The organism is Pseudomonas sp. SGAir0191, from assembly GCF_002812565.2.
GTDB lineage: Bacteria > Pseudomonadota > Gammaproteobacteria > Pseudomonadales > Pseudomonadaceae > Aquipseudomonas > Aquipseudomonas parafulva_B.
Genome location: NZ_CP025035.2, coordinates 1,277,706 through 1,294,030, shown reverse-complemented (window position 1 = coordinate 1,294,030; position 16,325 = coordinate 1,277,706). Strand labels below are relative to the sequence as shown.

12 protein-coding genes are annotated in these 16,325 nt (G+C 61.5%); 4 read left to right on the top strand and 8 right to left on the bottom strand.

The features are described 5' to 3' along the window. The first annotated feature begins 146 nt into the window (after nt 1-146). Complete coding sequence (locus CWR53_RS05825; protein ID WP_100851017.1) at nt 147-848, top strand: 4'-phosphopantetheinyl transferase; 702 nt, start codon at nt 147-149, stop codon at nt 846-848. A 3-nt stretch (nt 849-851) separates the two neighbouring features. Here the strand turns inward: CWR53_RS05825 and CWR53_RS05820 are convergent, their stop codons facing one another. Together CWR53_RS05820 and CWR53_RS05815 are read right to left on the bottom strand one after the other, a co-directional pair. Beyond that, the gene (locus CWR53_RS05820; protein WP_100851016.1) at nt 852-2,462 is read right to left on the bottom strand and encodes an ATP-binding protein; all 1,611 of its coding nucleotides are present in this window, start codon (nt 2,460-2,462) and stop codon (nt 852-854) included. Then, nucleotides 2,453-3,151, bottom strand: a complete 699-nt coding sequence (locus tag CWR53_RS05815; RefSeq protein WP_100851015.1) for a response regulator transcription factor — start codon at nt 3,149-3,151, stop codon at nt 2,453-2,455. The genes CWR53_RS05820 and CWR53_RS05815 overlap by 10 nt, the downstream gene beginning before the upstream one ends. 674 nt (nt 3,152-3,825) lie before the next feature. On the opposite strand from CWR53_RS05815, the gene CWR53_RS05810 reads away from it, so the two are divergent. From CWR53_RS05810 to CWR53_RS05800, 3 genes are all read left to right on the top strand, one after another. Then, on the top strand, nt 3,826-6,705 hold the full coding sequence (locus CWR53_RS05810; RefSeq protein WP_023536265.1) for a ribonucleoside-diphosphate reductase subunit alpha: 2,880 nt from the start codon (nt 3,826-3,828) through the stop codon (nt 6,703-6,705). 215 nt (nt 6,706-6,920) lie between these two features. After that, nucleotides 6,921-8,174: a ribonucleotide-diphosphate reductase subunit beta gene (locus CWR53_RS05805; RefSeq protein WP_058604336.1), complete on the top strand. Its 1,254-nt coding sequence runs from the start codon at nt 6,921-6,923 to the stop codon at nt 8,172-8,174. Nucleotides 8,175-8,724: 550 nt separating this feature from the next. Next, nucleotides 8,725-10,011: an MFS transporter gene (locus CWR53_RS05800; RefSeq protein WP_100851014.1), complete on the top strand. Its 1,287-nt coding sequence runs from the start codon at nt 8,725-8,727 to the stop codon at nt 10,009-10,011. A 195-nt stretch (nt 10,012-10,206) separates the two neighbouring features. Here CWR53_RS05800 and CWR53_RS05795 read toward each other — a convergent pair whose 3' ends face one another. The 6 genes from CWR53_RS05795 to CWR53_RS05770 all read right to left on the bottom strand — a co-directional run bounded on the left by CWR53_RS05795 (nt 10,207) and on the right by CWR53_RS05770 (nt 16,227). Continuing rightward, complete coding sequence (locus CWR53_RS05795; protein ID WP_100851013.1) at nt 10,207-10,665, bottom strand: hypothetical protein; 459 nt, start codon at nt 10,663-10,665, stop codon at nt 10,207-10,209. A gap of 112 nt (nt 10,666-10,777) precedes the next feature. After that, entirely contained in the window at nt 10,778-11,674 is an 897-nt protein-coding gene (locus CWR53_RS05790) for a LysR family transcriptional regulator (RefSeq protein ID WP_058604339.1), read from the bottom strand. 71 nt (nt 11,675-11,745) lie between these two features. Beyond that, complete coding sequence (locus CWR53_RS05785) at nt 11,746-13,770, bottom strand: pyridoxamine 5'-phosphate oxidase family protein (protein ID WP_100851012.1); 2,025 nt, start codon at nt 13,768-13,770, stop codon at nt 11,746-11,748. Between the two features lie 26 nt (nt 13,771-13,796). Then, nucleotides 13,797-14,426: a glutathione S-transferase family protein gene (locus CWR53_RS05780; protein ID WP_058638535.1), complete on the bottom strand. Its 630-nt coding sequence runs from the start codon at nt 14,424-14,426 to the stop codon at nt 13,797-13,799. 254 nt (nt 14,427-14,680) lie between these two features. Further along, nucleotides 14,681-15,232 carry a UPF0149 family protein gene (locus tag CWR53_RS05775; protein ID WP_100851011.1) on the bottom strand — a complete coding sequence of 184 codons (552 nt, stop codon included), beginning with the start codon at nt 15,230-15,232 and terminating at the stop codon, nt 14,681-14,683. Nucleotides 15,233-15,339: 107 nt separating this feature from the next. Continuing rightward, on the bottom strand, nt 15,340-16,227 hold the full coding sequence (locus CWR53_RS05770; RefSeq protein WP_058604343.1) for a nitrilase family protein: 888 nt from the start codon (nt 16,225-16,227) through the stop codon (nt 15,340-15,342). Nucleotides 16,228-16,325 lie beyond the last annotated feature (98 nt).

Here is a 16,325-nt window from a genome sequence, read left to right as displayed (position 1 = left end):
CAGCCATGATGGGATGCCAGCGGTCACCGTGACAGGTAGGCAACACTGGGCGCGTTTTCATGCTTGCGTTGAAAACTTCGCCCATGTGCCGGGCAGCATCGCCCTGCACCTCCCGCAACCCCTGCTCAGCTGGCACAATACCGCGCATGACTACCCTTCCTGCCTGTTGTACATCGCTTCGGCAACACTGGCCCTTGCCCCGCCCCTTGCCTGGCGCGGTGCTGGTCAGTTGCGCCTTCGACCCCACACGCATGACCCCGGACGATTTCGCGCGTGCTGGCATCGTACCCAGTGCGGGCCTGCTACGTTCAGTCGCCAAGCGCCAGGCTGAATATGTCGCCGGACGGGTATGCGCGCGCGCTGCATTGCAGCAGTTGGATGGCCGGGACTACGTGCCCACCGCCCACGAAGACCGCTCCCCCATCTGGCCTGCCGGTATCCGGGGCTCGATTACCCACGGTAAAGGCTGGGCGGCGGCGGTGGTTGCCGCCCAAAGCAGCTGTCGCGGGCTGGGGCTGGATCAGGAAGCGCTGCTCGATGACGAGCGCGCCGAGCGCCTGATGGGCGAGATCCTGACGCCGATGGAGCTGGAACGTCTGGACCACCGGCAGTTGGGCCTGGCCGTGACCCTGACCTTCTCGCTGAAGGAAAGCCTGTTCAAGACGCTCTACCCCCTGACTGGCCAGCGCTTTTACTTCGAACATGCCGAGCTGCTCGAATGGTCCGCTGATGGGCTGGCCAGGCTGCGCCTGCTCACCGACCTGTCCGCCCAATGGCGCAAGGGCGCCCAATTGCAGGGGCAATTCTGCCTGCAGGACGGCCACTTGCTGAGCCTGGTCAGCGCCTGAGGCCTACAACGGCGCCTGTTGCCGCGGCCAGGCGAGGCTGAAGCAGGCGCCTCCCAGGGCTGTGCCATGGCCTACCGTGGCACGGCCTGCGTGCCAATAGATGATACGGCGCACGATCGACAACCCCAGGCCATGGCCACCGGAGGCCCGGGTCCGGCTATCGTCCAGGCGCATGAACGGCGTGAAGATGCGGTCCCAGACCCCTTCCGGGATGCCTGGCCCGTCATCTTCCACATCGATACGGCACACCTGGGGGCCTAGCTGGTAACGCACGCGCACCTCGTGCTCGGCATGGCGCAGGGCATTGCTCACCAGGTTCTGCACGGCGCGGTGCAGGTAGCGGGGCTCTGCCTCGACCCAGGCAGTCTCGCCTTCGACGCCCTGGCAATCGCCTCGCAGCAAGCGTATCTCACGGCGCAGTGGAGCCAATTCGGTAATGACCTGATCGATCAAGGCATCCAGGTCGATACGCTGGAATGTCAGCGCCGGGGCGCCCTGCTCGAGGCGCGCGTAGGTGAGCATTTCGTCGACCAGCTTGTCCAGGTCCTGAATGTCGCCGTCCATCCCGGCAAGGTGCTTGGCGCGGGCCTGCTCGGTGGCAGCGCTTTCGACCATTTCCAGGCCGAAGCGCAAGCGGGCCACGGGGGTGCGCAGCTCGTGCGACACGGCACGCACCAGCTCGCGCTGCATGGACAGCGAGCGCTGCAAGTGCTCGGCCATGCCATTGAATGCTGCGGCCAGGCGCCCGACCGAGTCGGCATCGCCTGCGGGTACGCGTGTGTCCAGGCTGCCCTGGGCGATGCCCGCCGCGGCCAGCGCCAGGCCGGACACGCGCCGCTCCAGTTGGCGCACCAGCAGGTAAACCACCAGGCCAATCAGGCTCAGCCCAACCAGGGTGATCAATACCAGCAACTGGGGTGGGTAAGGGTTGAGCTGGTGCAAGGGCCCGATCTCCAGCACCCACGGCGAGCCGGAGAGCCCGGCGAACACGCGTATGGAATCGCCATCCATGCCCAGCGCCATCACCGTGTCACCCTCCTCCACCCGGCGCCGCTGATCGTCATCCAGGCTGGCCCGCTCGATGCGCTGCAGGGCAACCCCGAACCCGAAGCCCTTGTCGCGCTTGATCTGCTCCAGGCGCTGCTGCTGTTCGGTCACCGGGTAACGCACCAACTCGTCGGCCAGCAAGTAGAGGGTCGCGCGGGCCAGTTGCTCGCTGATCTGCCTGACCTGGGCGACCAGCAGCAGGTCCTGCTGCCCTACCCTGCGCAACACCCGAGCCGCATGCGGGCCGGTCTTCTCGACCACCACGAGGCTGCGGTACAAACGCGCGCGTTGTGTGCCATCGAGGGCGAAGGCCGACATGGGCTGCAATTGCAGCGGCACCCCCAGCAGCCGCCCCCACAGCAGCAGGGAACGCTTGCGCTCGGTGTCGCTCTGCAAGGCCAGGTTGTCTGCCATGAGGCTGAACGTGCCTTGGGCCAGGCCCTCGCGATGCTGGGCGGCACGTACTTCGTTGACCAGGTGCAGGCTGAGCACCCCCAGCAGCGCCACCAGCACCAGCACCGCCAGCATGCCGCCGTAAATGCGCAGGAAAATGGAGTTCACGAGCATTGGCCCACAAACAGATAGCCTTTGCTACGCAGGGTCTTGATCAACCGGGGCTGGATGGGGTCGTCGCCGATGCGAGGGCGGATGCGGGAAATGCGTATGTCGATGGAGCGGTCCTGGCCGTCATAGCCGACACCGCGCAGCGCCGTGGATATCTGTTCGCGGGTCAGTACCTTGCCAGCATTGCTGGCCAGCAGCCACAGCAGGTCGAATTCGGCGCCCGTAAGCTCGATCTGCCGCTCGCCGAGCCACGCCTCACGCACCCGGCTGTCGATGCGCAGCGCGCCGAAGGTCAGATCCTGGCGCTTGCCCGCAGGCGCCTCGCTGCGACGCAGCAGGGCCTGGATGCGCGCCAGCAACAGCCGGGGGCGTACGGGCTTGCACACGTAGTCGTCTGCGCCGATGTCCAGCCCTTGCACCTGATCCAACTCGTCGGTGCGTGCCGTGAGCATCAGGATGGGCCCAGGGTATTGGCTGCGCACGCGGCGACAGATGCTCATGCCATCTTCCCCTGGCAACATCACATCCAGCATGACCAGGTCCGGCTGGGTATCGATGATGCGTCGCGCCGCGCGAGCGCCATCGCCCTCGACACTGACCGCGTACCCCTGGGCGCCCAGGTATTCGGCGGTCAGCTCGGCCAGACGCTGGTCGTCTTCGACGATGAGAATGCGCGGTGGCGTTGGATCCATGGCGTAGGGCCTGTTGGTGTTGTTTTTCCCTGGATAGTACGACCAGCGCCCTGCCGAGCCAACCCACCGGGTGGTTCTGTGGACGAAGAACCGGGTGCGTTGGCAGCCCCTGAAAAAAACTGCCCAGCGGCAAGCAGACGCAGAAAAATACTTCAAACCAGTGGGCACAAGGCCTACAGCGAATACTTACGTTTCACTCACAAAGTACCCACAAGATATCCACAGCCGCTCGCCTTGCAAACACCCCCATACCGCATTATCTTGTATCGCGATCGCGACGAACCACTAGATATAGGGGTTCGCGCAAAATCACTTACAAAAGTCAACCCGCAAAATCATCGGATTTTTCGGCTGAACTTACGGTGGTTTCAGCAGCCAAACCGCTCCTGCGGAGGCGACCGAGGCAAGCCCTGCCAGGGCCTTGTTCGGGCATGGGTGCACCAGGCGAGCCTGGCACTCATCAGCAACAGATTCCGGCAACCCGGAACTTTTGACTTCGGCCAGGGAGCGGCAAGCCAATGCCCTTATTCCTGAGTCTGTCCCGAAGTCGGTACGCCCGCGCGGACGGATGCGCTTGCGTTGCGCATCCCCGCCAGGCAATCGAGCAAGTGGACGGAACGGTGGGCGCCCAATTGGGCGCCTGATCAATATAGAAACTGTGGAGACACCCACCCATGCAAACCGACACGACTCGCGAGAACCCGCAGGCCAAGGCCCCGCAGGTTGCCGAATCCAATCAGGATCTGGCCGCCACTGCCCCTGGCCAACTGCGCGTGATCAAGCGTAACGGTACTGTCGTCCCCTACACCGACGACAAGATCACCGTGGCCATCACCAAGGCGTTCCTCGCAGTTGAAGGCGGTACCGCCGCCGCTTCGTCGCGCATTCACGACACCGTCGCGCGCCTGACCGAGCAGGTCTCGGCCACGTTCAAGCGTCGCATGCCATCGGGTGGCACCATCCACATCGAAGAAATCCAGGACCAGGTCGAACTGGCCCTGATGCGCGCCGGCGAGCAGAAAGTTGCCCGTGACTACGTCATCTACCGTGAGCAGCGCGCCAAGGAGCGCGCCACCCGCGTCAGCACCGACGCCGTGGTCGAGCCGCACCCAAGCATTCGCATCACCCTGGCCGACGGCAGCCTGGCGCCGCTGGACATGGCGCGCCTGAACACCATCATCAGCGAAGCCTGCGAAGGCCTGGCCGAAGTCGATGGCGACCTGATCCAGCGCGAAACCCTGAAGAACCTGTACGACGGCGTGGCCATCAAGGACGTCAACACCGCCCTGGTGATGACTGCGCGCACCCTGGTCGAGCGTGAGCCGAACTACTCGTTCGTCACCGCTCGCCTGCTGATGGACACCCTGCGCGCCGAGGGCCTGGCCTTCCTGAACGTCGCCGACAGCGCCACGCACCACGAAATGGCCGATTTGTATGCCAAAGCCCTGCCGGCCTACGTCGCCAAGGGTGTGGAGTTCGAGCTGCTCAACCCGGCACTGGCAGCCTATGACCTGGAGCGCCTGGGCAAGGCCATCGATCACGAGCGTGACCAGCAGTTCACCTACCTGGGCCTGCAAACCCTGTACGACCGCTACTTCATCCACAAGGATGGCGTGCGCTTCGAGCTGCCACAGGTGTTCTTCATGCGCGTGGCCATGGGCCTGGCACTGGAAGAAAAGGACAAGGAAGCGCGCGCGATCGAGTTCTACAACCTGTTGTCGTCCTTCGACTACATGGCCTCGACCCCGACCCTGTTCAACGCCGGCACCCTGCGCCCGCAGCTGTCGAGCTGCTACCTGACCACCGTCCCGGACGATCTGTCGGGCATCTACCACGCGATCCACGACAACGCCATGCTGTCCAAATTCGCAGGTGGCCTGGGCAACGACTGGACGCCGGTGCGTGCACTGGGCTCCTACATCAAGGGCACCAATGGCAAGTCCCAGGGTGTCGTGCCGTTCCTCAAAGTCGTGAACGACACCGCTGTTGCGGTCAACCAGGGCGGCAAGCGCAAGGGGGCTGTGTGTGCCTACCTGGAAACCTGGCACCTGGACATCGAAGAATTCATCGAGCTGCGCAAGAACACCGGTGATGATCGCCGTCGTACCCACGACATGAACACCGCCAACTGGATCCCTGACCTGTTCATGAAGCGTGTCTTCGACGACGGCAAGTGGACCCTGTTCTCGCCCTCGGAAGTGCCAGACCTGCACGACCTGACCGGCAAGGCCTTCGAAGAGCGCTACGAGTACTACGAAGCCCTGACCGAGTACAACAAGATCAAGGTGTTCAAGACCATCCAGGCCAAGGACCTGTGGCGCAAAATGCTCTCGATGCTGTTCGAGACCGGCCACCCGTGGCTGACCTTCAAGGACCCGTGCAACCTGCGCTCGCCTCAGCAGCACGTGGGCGTGGTGCACAGCTCGAACCTGTGCACCGAGATCACCTTGAATACCAACAAGGATGAGATCGCGGTCTGCAACCTGGGCTCGATCAACCTGCCGAACCACATTGTCGATGGCAAGCTCGACACCGCCAAGCTGCAACGCACCGTCAACACGGCCGTGCGCATGCTCGACAACGTGATCGACATCAACTACTACTCGGTGCCGCAAGCGCGTAACTCGAACCTCAAGCACCGTCCGGTGGGCCTGGGCATCATGGGCTTCCAGGATGCGCTGTACCTGCAGCACATCGCCTATGGCTCCGACGCTGCCGTCGAATTCGCCGACAAGTCGATGGAAGCGGTCAGCTACTTCGCCATCCAGGCCTCCTGCGACCTGGCCGATGAGCGCGGTGCCTACGAGACGTTCCAGGGCTCGCTGTGGTCCAAAGGCATCCTGCCGCTGGACTCGCAACAGATCCTGATCGAGGCCCGTGGCCAGAAGTACATCGACGTCGACCTGAACGAAACCCTGGACTGGGCGCCGGTCCGTGCCCGTGTACAGAAAGGTATTCGTAACTCGAACATCATGGCCATCGCGCCAACCGCGACCATCGCCAACATCACCGGCGTGTCGCAGTCGATCGAGCCGACCTACCAGAACCTGTACGTGAAATCGAACCTGTCGGGCGAGTTCACCGTGATCAACCCGTACCTGGTTCGTGACCTCAAGGCCCGTGGCCTGTGGGACTCGGTCATGATCAACGACCTGAAGTACTACGACGGTTCGGTACAGCAGATCGAGCGTATTCCACAAGAGCTCAAGGACCTGTACGCCACGGCCTTCGAAGTGGAAACCAAGTGGATCGTCGACGCCGCTTCCCGTCGTCAGAAGTGGATCGACCAGGCTCAATCGCTGAACCTGTACATCGCCGGCGCCTCGGGCAAGAAGCTGGACGTGACCTACCGCATGGCCTGGTACCGTGGTCTGAAAACCACCTACTACCTCCGTGCCCTGGCCGCCACCAGCACCGAGAAGTCGACCATCAACACCGGCAAGCTCAACGCCGTGTCCAGCGGTGGCGACAGCGCCCCGGTCCAGGCAGCCGGTCCTGCGCCAGTGCCCAAGGCCTGCGCGATCGACGAGCCAGACTGCGAAGCCTGCCAGTAAGGCCAGGCCGAGGCTTCCTGCGGGAAGCCTCTTTTTTGTAGAGCCGTATGCAAGCCTGCGGGTGTAGCGCTGCTGCCCCGCTACCCGATACAAAAGCCGCAGCCACGCCGCTGGGGCCAGCCCGCCACGGGCACCGCTGATTTGCGTGCACCGCACCGCAACCAAGATCTACCGGCCATACTCCACAGATGGCCCTCGAGCAGGAGACTCTCACCATGCTGAGCTGGGACGAATTCGATAAAGAAGATGACGGCGAAATCGCCGCCAAAGGCAATACCCCTGCGCAGGCACACGCCGCCGCCACCCTCGACAAGCTCGACAGCGCCGGCGGTGCCGCGGCCCTGGAAGCTCGCGCCGCCACGGCGTCGGACTCCGAGGCCGTCAAGCGCGCCAAGGCGGCCCTGGACGCCCTGGACGTTGCCGAAGGCCTGGCTGAGCTGGAAGGCTCCTCCGCCCGTGTGGCGGTGGATGAGAAGCGCATGATCAACTGCCGCGCCGACCTCAACCAGCTGGTTCCGTTCAAGTACGACTGGGCCTGGCAGAAGTACCTCGACGGCTGCGCCAACCACTGGATGCCGCAGGAGGTCAACATGACCGCCGACATCGCCCTGTGGAAGAGCCAGGACGGCCTGACCGAGGACGAGCGCCGCATCGTCATGCGCAACCTGGGCTTCTTCTCCACGGCCGACTCGCTGGTTGCCAACAACCTGGCCCTGGCCGTATACCGCCTGATCACCAACCCCGAGTGCCGCCAGTACATCCTGCGCCAGGCCTTCGAGGAGGCGATCCACACCCACGCCTACCAGTACTGCATCGAGTCGCTGGGCATGGATGAAGGCGAGATCTTCAACATGTACCACGAGATCCCGTCGGTCGCGAAAAAAGCGGCCTGGGGCCTTAAGTACACCCGCGCCATCTCCGATCCGGAATTCAACACCGGCACCGTCGAGACCGACAAGGAACTGCTGCGCAACCTGATCGCCTACTACTGCGTGCTGGAAGGCATCTTCTTCTACTGCGGCTTCACCCAGATCCTGTCCATGGGCCGCCGCAACAAGATGACTGGCGTGGCCGAGCAGTTCCAGTACATCCTGCGTGACGAGTCGATGCACTTGAACTTCGGTATCGACGTGATCAACCAGATCAAGATCGAAAACCCGCACCTGTGGGATGCGGCGATGAAGGAAGAAGCCACCCAGATGATCCTGCAAGGGACCCAGCTGGAGATCGAATACGCCCGTGACACCATGCCACGCGGGGTATTGGGCATGAACGCGGCGATGATGGAGGACTACCTCAAGTTCATCGCCAACCGTCGCCTGACGCAGATCGGCCTGAAGGAAGAGTACCCAGGCACGACCAACCCGTTCCCGTGGATGAGCGAGATCATGGACTTGAAGAAGGAGAAGAACTTCTTTGAGACGCGGGTGATCGAGTATCAGACCGGTGGGGCGTTGAGCTGGGATTGATCTTCAAGCGTGTAGGTTTTCACCTCCGACTGAATTTTTTTCACCAACACTAAACTGAACCCTCCTGCTACAAACGATGTTGATTGAGTGCACAATGCCCGGATGAGCTCATTGTGCACTCAATCCTTCTTAAATTTTTCTTATTCAGCCTTTGTACTGAAATCCAGTCATCGCTGAACCCTTCACTGCATCTCCGACAAGTGCTACAGCAGGCCGAAAATCTACGGCCGATGTAGCGGAGGTCACTCACCTGTTGCATGGCAACGAAACGCCATCTGTGCCGACGCGGGTTGTACCGGCGTGGAGAAGCAGCCGGAGCCTTGAAAAAGACCAGAGATCAGCCAGATCTGCGGCTGAAACTCGGTTCTTTCGTCAAATAATGAGCTTCGCGAATGGGTACAAGAGCTTGTTACCTCTTGTTCGCGTGAGGCACCTGTGCGCCCTGCGCCGAAGTGACCAGCATGTTTCATTAAGCATTTCAGGATGTGTCCAGCATAATCGAGGCGATTGATCGCTCAATAATGAACAGATTCATGCTGGAGAACCGTCTATGCCTGCTTCCCCTCCCGCCCGGTCCAAGGCCGCGGCGGTTCTACGTGTCACATCTGGTAACTTCCTCGAACAATTTGACTTCTTCCTGTTCGGTTTCTACGCCACCCAAATCGCTTCAGCTTTCTTCCCAGCCTCCAGCGAATTCGCCTCGCTGATGATGACCTTCGCGGTGTTCGGCGCCGGTTTCCTCATGCGGCCACTGGGGGCGGTGATTCTGGGCGCTTACATCGACGATGTGGGCCGCCGCAAAGGCCTTATCGTCACGCTGTCAATCATGGCGAGTGGCACGCTGCTCATCGTCCTGGTCCCTGGCTTTGCCACGATCGGCTATTGGGCACCCGCACTCGTACTACTTGGCCGCTTGCTGCAAGGCTTCTCCGCCGGTGCTGAACTGGGTGGGGTATCGGTCTATCTAGCCGAAATGGCTACACCGGGTCGCAAAGGGTTCTATACCAGCTGGCAATCCGGCAGCCAACAGGTCGCCATCGTGGTCGCCGCTGCGTTGGGTTACGGACTGAATCAGAGCCTGGCGCCAGCCGAGATCAGCGAGTGGGGCTGGCGAATTCCGTTCGCCGCTGCCTGCCTGATCATCCCGTTCATCTTCTTCTTGCGCCGTAACCTGCAAGAAACCGAAGCGTTCGAGAAGCGTCAGCATCGCCCGACCATGAAGCAAGTGATCGCCACCCTCGGCCGCAACTCATCGGTAGTCATCGCGGGCATGTTGATGGTCGCCATGACCACCAGCGCTTTCTACCTGATCACCGTGTACGCGCCTACCTTTGGTAAGACTGTACTCAACCTGAGCGCAAACGACGCGTTGCTGGTGACGCTTCTGGTAGGCGTGTCCAACTTTATCTGGCTACCCATCGGCGGCACGCTCAGCGACCGTTTCGGTCGTAAACCAATCCTGATCGCCATGACCGTACTCACCTTGTTCACCGCTTACCCGGCACTGTCTTACCTGGCCCATGCGGCAAGCTTCGCGCACATGCTTGAGGTACTGCTGTGGTTCTCCTTCCTCTATGCGATGTACAACGGTGCGATGATCCCGGCGCTCACGGAAATCATGCCAGTCGAAGTGAAGGTAGCGGGCTTTTCCCTAGCCTACAGCTTGGCTACGGCTCTGTTCGGCGGTTTCACACCGGTCATGTCGACCTGGTTGATCCATGAAACCGGTGACAAAGCAGCGCCTGCTTACTGGGTCGCATTTGCTGCACTGTGTGCGCTGTGCTCGACGGTGGTGTTGTATCGTCGAATGGCAAGGAAGGACCGGGTTCCGGTCTGAACCGTCATGAGTCTTGAAGTGCCAGGGACCAGTGTCCCTGGCAGTGCCGTTATCCGCCCAGAGTGGGTCGAGCGCTCGGGCCATACAGGTGGAAAGCAGATGGAAGTGCCAATGGCAACGGCACCAGAGTGGCCGGTGTCACTTCCCCTCAGTCCGCTGTTCACCTTGTAGTTGCAGCGCAAGTCGTTATCCGCGTTAGTGATCACCACCCGGCTCCACCCGCTGCACGGCCACCTGCTGGCGGGTGGCCATGTCGGCCAGGATCACCTCCCCTTCCTGGTGCGTCGGGGTGATCATCAGCGAGCGGACAAAGTGCTCGTTGCCGCCCTTGCGCTCCTGCACGTTCTCGAACGCCACGATGATCGTATCGTTGCGCCAGTTGTTGGAATCGAAACCGCCTGCGGCAACGAACTCGCGGATGTCGCGCACGTCGTTGAAGGTGTTGGCCGGCAGTATCAGCAAACGGCCCTTGAGAAACACCTCGTAGTACTGATGCGTACCCGCCGGCCAGTTGTGGGCGACCACGTGTTCGATGCGCCAGTCGTAGACCGTGTTCTGATAAACCAGCACGCGCTCGACTTTTTGACCGCTGCACGCGGTAAGCCACGGCAACAACAGCGCGGCGAGCCAGGTGCGTGTGAGGCGCTTTTTCATCCAGCGACTTCCTTGCGTAATCTGTTGTAGGCGTTGCAGGCTGGCGGGTAGCCAGCGAATAGTCCAGTACTTTACCAGATACACCCAACTCGCCCATGGGCTGGATAGCAGGTCAATCCAACTGCTGGGCCCTCAGGCTCTGCGCTAGCAGGTCAATGAATGTCCGGACCTTGGTTGAACCGTATTTGCTTTCCCGATGCAGCACGTGAATCGGCCACGGGGCTTCTTCGTATTCAGCCAGGATCACTTGCAGTTGCCCGCTGGCCAGTTCGTCGGCCACTTGGTAGGACAGCAGGCGGGCGATCCCTAGCCCGCCACTGGCGGCGGCAATTGCTCCGTCGTTGCTGGTGACGGTCAACCGTGGCTTGACCCGCACCAAGGTCGATTCGTCGGTCACCCCGAAACGCCAACCCGCGCGCGGTGACAGGTCGGTGGTGCCAATCACTGCATGGCTTGCCAGGTCGGAAGGGTGCTCGGGTGTGCCGTGGCGGGCAAGGTAATCAGGCGAGGCGCACAACATGCGGCGTACCTTGCCTACGCGCAATGCCTTGAGGCCCGAATCCGGCAACGGGCCGATGCGCACGGCCACGTCCATGCCCTCCTCGACCATGTTCACGATACGGTCCAGGAAGAAGGCAGAAACGTCGACCTCCGGAAACCGTTGCAAGTACTGCACGATGCACGGCATGACGAATTTCTTGCCGAACAGGCTCGGGGCGGTGATGGCCAGGTCACCCTTGGGGGTGGCGTTGATGCCGGCAGCGGCTTCGTTGGCCTCATGGATGCTGGCGAGAATGTGCCGGGTGTCCTCCAGGTAGCGGCCGCCGGCTTCGGTCAGGCGCACACTGCGCGTGGTACGCAGCGCCAGCTTGACCCCGAGTTGTTCTTCCAGGGCGACAACAGCACGGGTGACGGCCGCCGGGGAGATATCCAGGCGCCGGGCAGCGGCGGCGAAGCTTTCCAGTTCGCCAACGGCGACGAACACCTTCATCAGGTGGATCTGGTCCATGCGGGCTCCTGGGGGCGGGAATGCGGGCATTATGGTTGATTCGAGGCGCTGGTGCTGCCTGTTCTGGCCGATCAGATATCAAGCATCAGCGCCTGCCCCGGCTCATCCATGTTCGCTGGCACCGCACAACAGATCAGCGCGGTCCCGCTCTCCGGCATTTCGGCCGGGAGGTTAGGGTAATGCACTTGGCCACTGAGCAACCGCGTTTTGCAGGTGCCGCAGGTTCCACCCCGGCAACTGAATTCCGGCGACAGGCCATGTGCTTCGGCCAGCTCCAGCAGTGTGCCGCTGGAGGGTGACCACTGTGCCTGCTTAGCTGATGCTGCAAAATGCACAGCCACTGGCTCGCTGGCAGCAGGCGGCTGTTGCAGCGTCGGCTGGCTGGCGTCGAGGTGGCGGCGAAGGCTTGACGGGCCGAACGCTTCGGCATGAATCCGCGCGTCCGGCACATGCAGGCCACGCAGCCCCTGGTAGAAGTCCTGGGTGAAGTTGCCTGGGCCACACAGGTAGAAGTCGTAGTCATCGAGTGTCAGTGTGGCTTTGACGTGCTCGATACCCAGCCGGCCGGCAAACTGATAATCGCGGCCTGGCCGGGCGTGGTCTTCGGGTTGGCTCAGGGCGCGGTACACATGCAGCAGCCCTGCGGCGTGATGTTGCAAGTGGGTCAGTTCCTTGTGGAATGCCAGATCAGCCAAGCTACGGGCACCTTGGAAAAGATGAATGACCCGAGTCTGCCCCTGCTTCAACTGCTCGCGCAACATGGCCAGCAAAGGCGTGATACCCACGCCAGCGCCAATCAGTACCAGCGGCCGGGTGCTGTTCAAATCGAGCGTGAAACTGCCTACAGGCGGGCGCACCTGCAGTACATCGCCTGCCACGACGCGCTCATGCAGGTACCGCGAAGCGGGCCCCTGGGCTTTGACGCTGATACGCACATGGTCGTCGGAGGGTGCGCTGGACAGGCTGTAGGTGCGGATCAGAGGCGTATGCGGGTCCAGCGGGATTTGCACGGGCACATGTTGCCCTGACGCGAACGTCACTGCGGTAGCGCCAGGTGGCTCAAGGTAGAACGAGCGGATATCGCGGCTTTCCTGCTCTACCCGCAGCACACGCCAGGGTTGCCATTGCGCCTGTTGCGAAGGTTGCAGCAGGCGGGGCCAGGTGCCGGTCGCCAACGTGGTTGGCGCGTAGTCCTTGAATGCCCAACGCAGGCCCACTGCGCCCGGACGCCATACCACCTGCTCGACTTCCAGCGTCCATAGACGCTCGGCACCCTCGAACAGGGTAGTGTCGGGGCTGTCCAGCACCAGCTCGGCACGCCCATACAGTTGCAGCAGGTTGCCGCTGCTGAAGTCGATGAACAATAGCCCAGCCCGGGGGTTTGCCAGCAGGTTGCCCAGGGTATTGAAGTGCAGGTTCCCGGCGTAATCGGGGATGGTCAGCAGGCTCCCTTCAACCCTGACGAAGCCGGGTCGTCCGCCACGGTGGGAGACGTCCACCGCTCGCTGGCCGTCGGCGTGCTCGACATAACTGGCGACGAAGAAGGTATCGGCTGCCTGGATCAGGCTGACGGCATCGGCATCCAGCGCTGTGGAATCGACGCGCCCTTGGGGCAGTTGCGCAACCCGGGTGTAGTCGCGCCGTTGGATGTATTGCGGGCAGTTGCCGAATGACTGAGCCACGGTCACCTGCAACTGCCCCTGGGTGGCCTGTTGGATATGGCCGTTGAGGCGATTTCGCCGACGGGTGTGCAGTTCGATACCCAGCAGACCGACTGCCTGCCCGGCGGCCAGCCCTGGCGTCGCCGGGTCGTCGGCTGGCGGTTGGGTATCGATTATCAGCTCACGTGGATGGGGCGAGCGGATGAAACCTTCCGGCCCCTCCAGTAAGGTCGCCCATGGACGGCCCTGCGCGTCCACGCTGGCGGCAACAATGAACGGCAGCTGGTGGTAGAAGGTGCGGTGCTGATCGGGCATGTAGTCGCGAATGACCTTATGCCCCACCACCTCCATGCGCGCTGCAACACCCACCTTTTCCTGCAGGGTTTTCTCGCCTGGGTGCCAAGGCGATGGGCGATGGTCGAGTGTGTGCTGCATGGCGACGTCCTCCGGGCGACAAGGTGTCAGGCGTTGTTCTGCAGCCCGATCTGAGTACGTGGCATGGCCACGAAGCCGGGCAACGCTTCGATTCGCATCAGCCAGTCGCGCACATTGGCGTAGGGCTCCAGCGACACATTGCCTTCAGGTGCGTGGGCGATGTACGAGTAGTTGGCGATATCGGCGATGGTTGGCGTATGGCCTGCCAGGAACGGTCTTTTGGCCAACTCGGTATCGATCACCTTGAGCAGCGCATGGGCGCGAGCAATGACCTCGTCGGTATTGAATGCCGCGCCGAATACAGTTACCAGGCGCGCGGCGGCCGGACCGAAGGCCAGCGGGCCGGCCGCTACCGATAACCAGCGTTGCACAGCAGCCGCTGCCACTGGATCTTCGGGCAGCCATGCACCGTTGTCGTATTTCTTGGCCAGGTACACCAGGATGGCGTTGGAATCAGCGATCACCGTACCGTTGTCATCGATCACCGGCACCTGACCGAAAGGGTTCAGGGCCAGGAACTCGGGTTGCTTGTGCGCACCTGCTGCCAGGTCCACGAAAACCAGTTCGGTGGGCAACGCAAGCAGAGAAAGCATGAGCTCGATGCGGTGCGCGTGACCGGACTTGGGGAAGTTGTAGAGCTTTATTGGGTTGGACATTGGCATGGCTCCTGGTCAGCGCCGGCATAGCGCTGGTGGAGCCATACTGCATGTATCGGCGTAGGAGCAGAATCAGCGCCTGGAGCAAGCCTCAATTTCGCTGATCGAAACAATGGGCCTGCGTGGCGCTCGCGACAGAAGGTGATTGGAGGTAGAGCCTGTGCTTAGCCTCTACAACGTGGGGAACTGTGGCACCGTATGGCTGCTCGGACCCCAATTCGCTCAGTTCATCAAACTCGCGGGCCTTGATGGCCTTACCGCTGCTTTGAATGGAAGCGATAGAGCTGGCGAACGGCATCGATGACTTGGGGCACGCACTGCTGGATATCCTGTTCGGACATCTGATCCAATAGCTCGACGTTATCTTCCAGCCCATGCAGCGAGATGGCCTTGAGCAGCGCATCCTGTTCTGAAGGCAGGTCAGCCCAACCCGCGACTTGGGTGCCGCGCATGTAGCCAAAGCACCACTCCTCCATGACGACTTCGGTACCCTGATCGCCCTCGCCTTGCTCGAAAAGCGGCTGGAAGCCATCGACATCATCTTCTAAATCTTCGGCAACCTGACCGGCGTAGCGCAACATCAATGCCGTATAGGCCTCTTCGTCAGCAGGCTTCTTGAACTTGGGAACGTGACCGCCGGCTACCGCTGGCAGCCATTCCATAGGCTGGACGGTAGTGGGTGAGCTGGCCAGGGCGGTGAAGAAGCCGTTGAGCTCTGCCAGATTGATGACCGAGTAGTCATTGCCGTAGACGATCAACATGTCTTCAAGGCGATGGAGCTCTTTTTCGGTAAGCGGTAAAAACATGCAGTAGGGTCCTGGCTGTCGGGTATGCGTGCACCCTAACATAAACACCTCCTGCAGAGCGCCTGCGCGCTTCATACGCATCATGTGGGTATGACTGAATAGCGTGCTCACTTCCTTAGCGGCATGGCCGCATGCAGGCGATAACCGAGCGTCACATCATAAAGATCTGTACGCCGATCACGGGGTGCGTCATTCAAGGTATTGCAGGGGGCCGAGCGAGCACTGCTCAGGTCTATATCGGCATAGACGATGGTCTGCTCTTGTGCACTGGCCACTTCGCCAATAGGCCAGCCGTTGGTTCCGGCAATCAGTGAACATCCCAAAAACCGCCTACCTCGCTCGTCACCGATACGATTGGCAGCGGCGATGAAGATATTGTTGATGTGGGCGGCCGTCATGGTCAGGTAGTTGGCCATGCACCGGTCTGCCTGATCGAATAGCGGTGGTGGTGTCCAGACCCAGTTATTGAGGCTGCAGATCAGATCGGCCCCTTGCGCTGCCAGCAGTCGTGGCACTTCCGGGAACCAGATATCACCGCCAATCAACAGACCTATGCGGCCTATCGATGTGTCAAACACTGGAAAGCCCAGGTTACCTGGAGCACACCACAAGTTTTCCTGGGCCCCTAAGTGAGCCTTGCGGTAATGCCCGAGCAAACCGCTCGGGCCGAACAGCACCGCACTGTCATACAGTTTCAATCCATCCTGTTCGACGAATCCGGCAGCCAAGTAGACCTGGTATTGCTCGGCAAGGTCTGCCCAGGCCTGCACGCTAGGGCCGTGCTCAAGTGTTTCGGCGTGAGCAAAGGCTTCTGCCCGCGACACAAAGGTGTAGCCCGTATTGGTGAGTTCGGGCAGCACGATGAGGTTGGCTCCAGCACGAGCGGCGCTGCGTGCCAATGCCACGCTCTTGGCGAGGTTACCAGCGCAATGTTCAAGCCCCACCTGAGGCGCGAACTGGATGACGGCAATGCGTGCCGGGCTGAATGCGGCCATGATGCCTTCCCTCTTTTGATCGTTTAGAAGGAAGCCAGTAGAGCCGGCTTTCGTTGACCGGATACAGTCGGGCGTTTCTGATAAGTCGGTAGGATTCT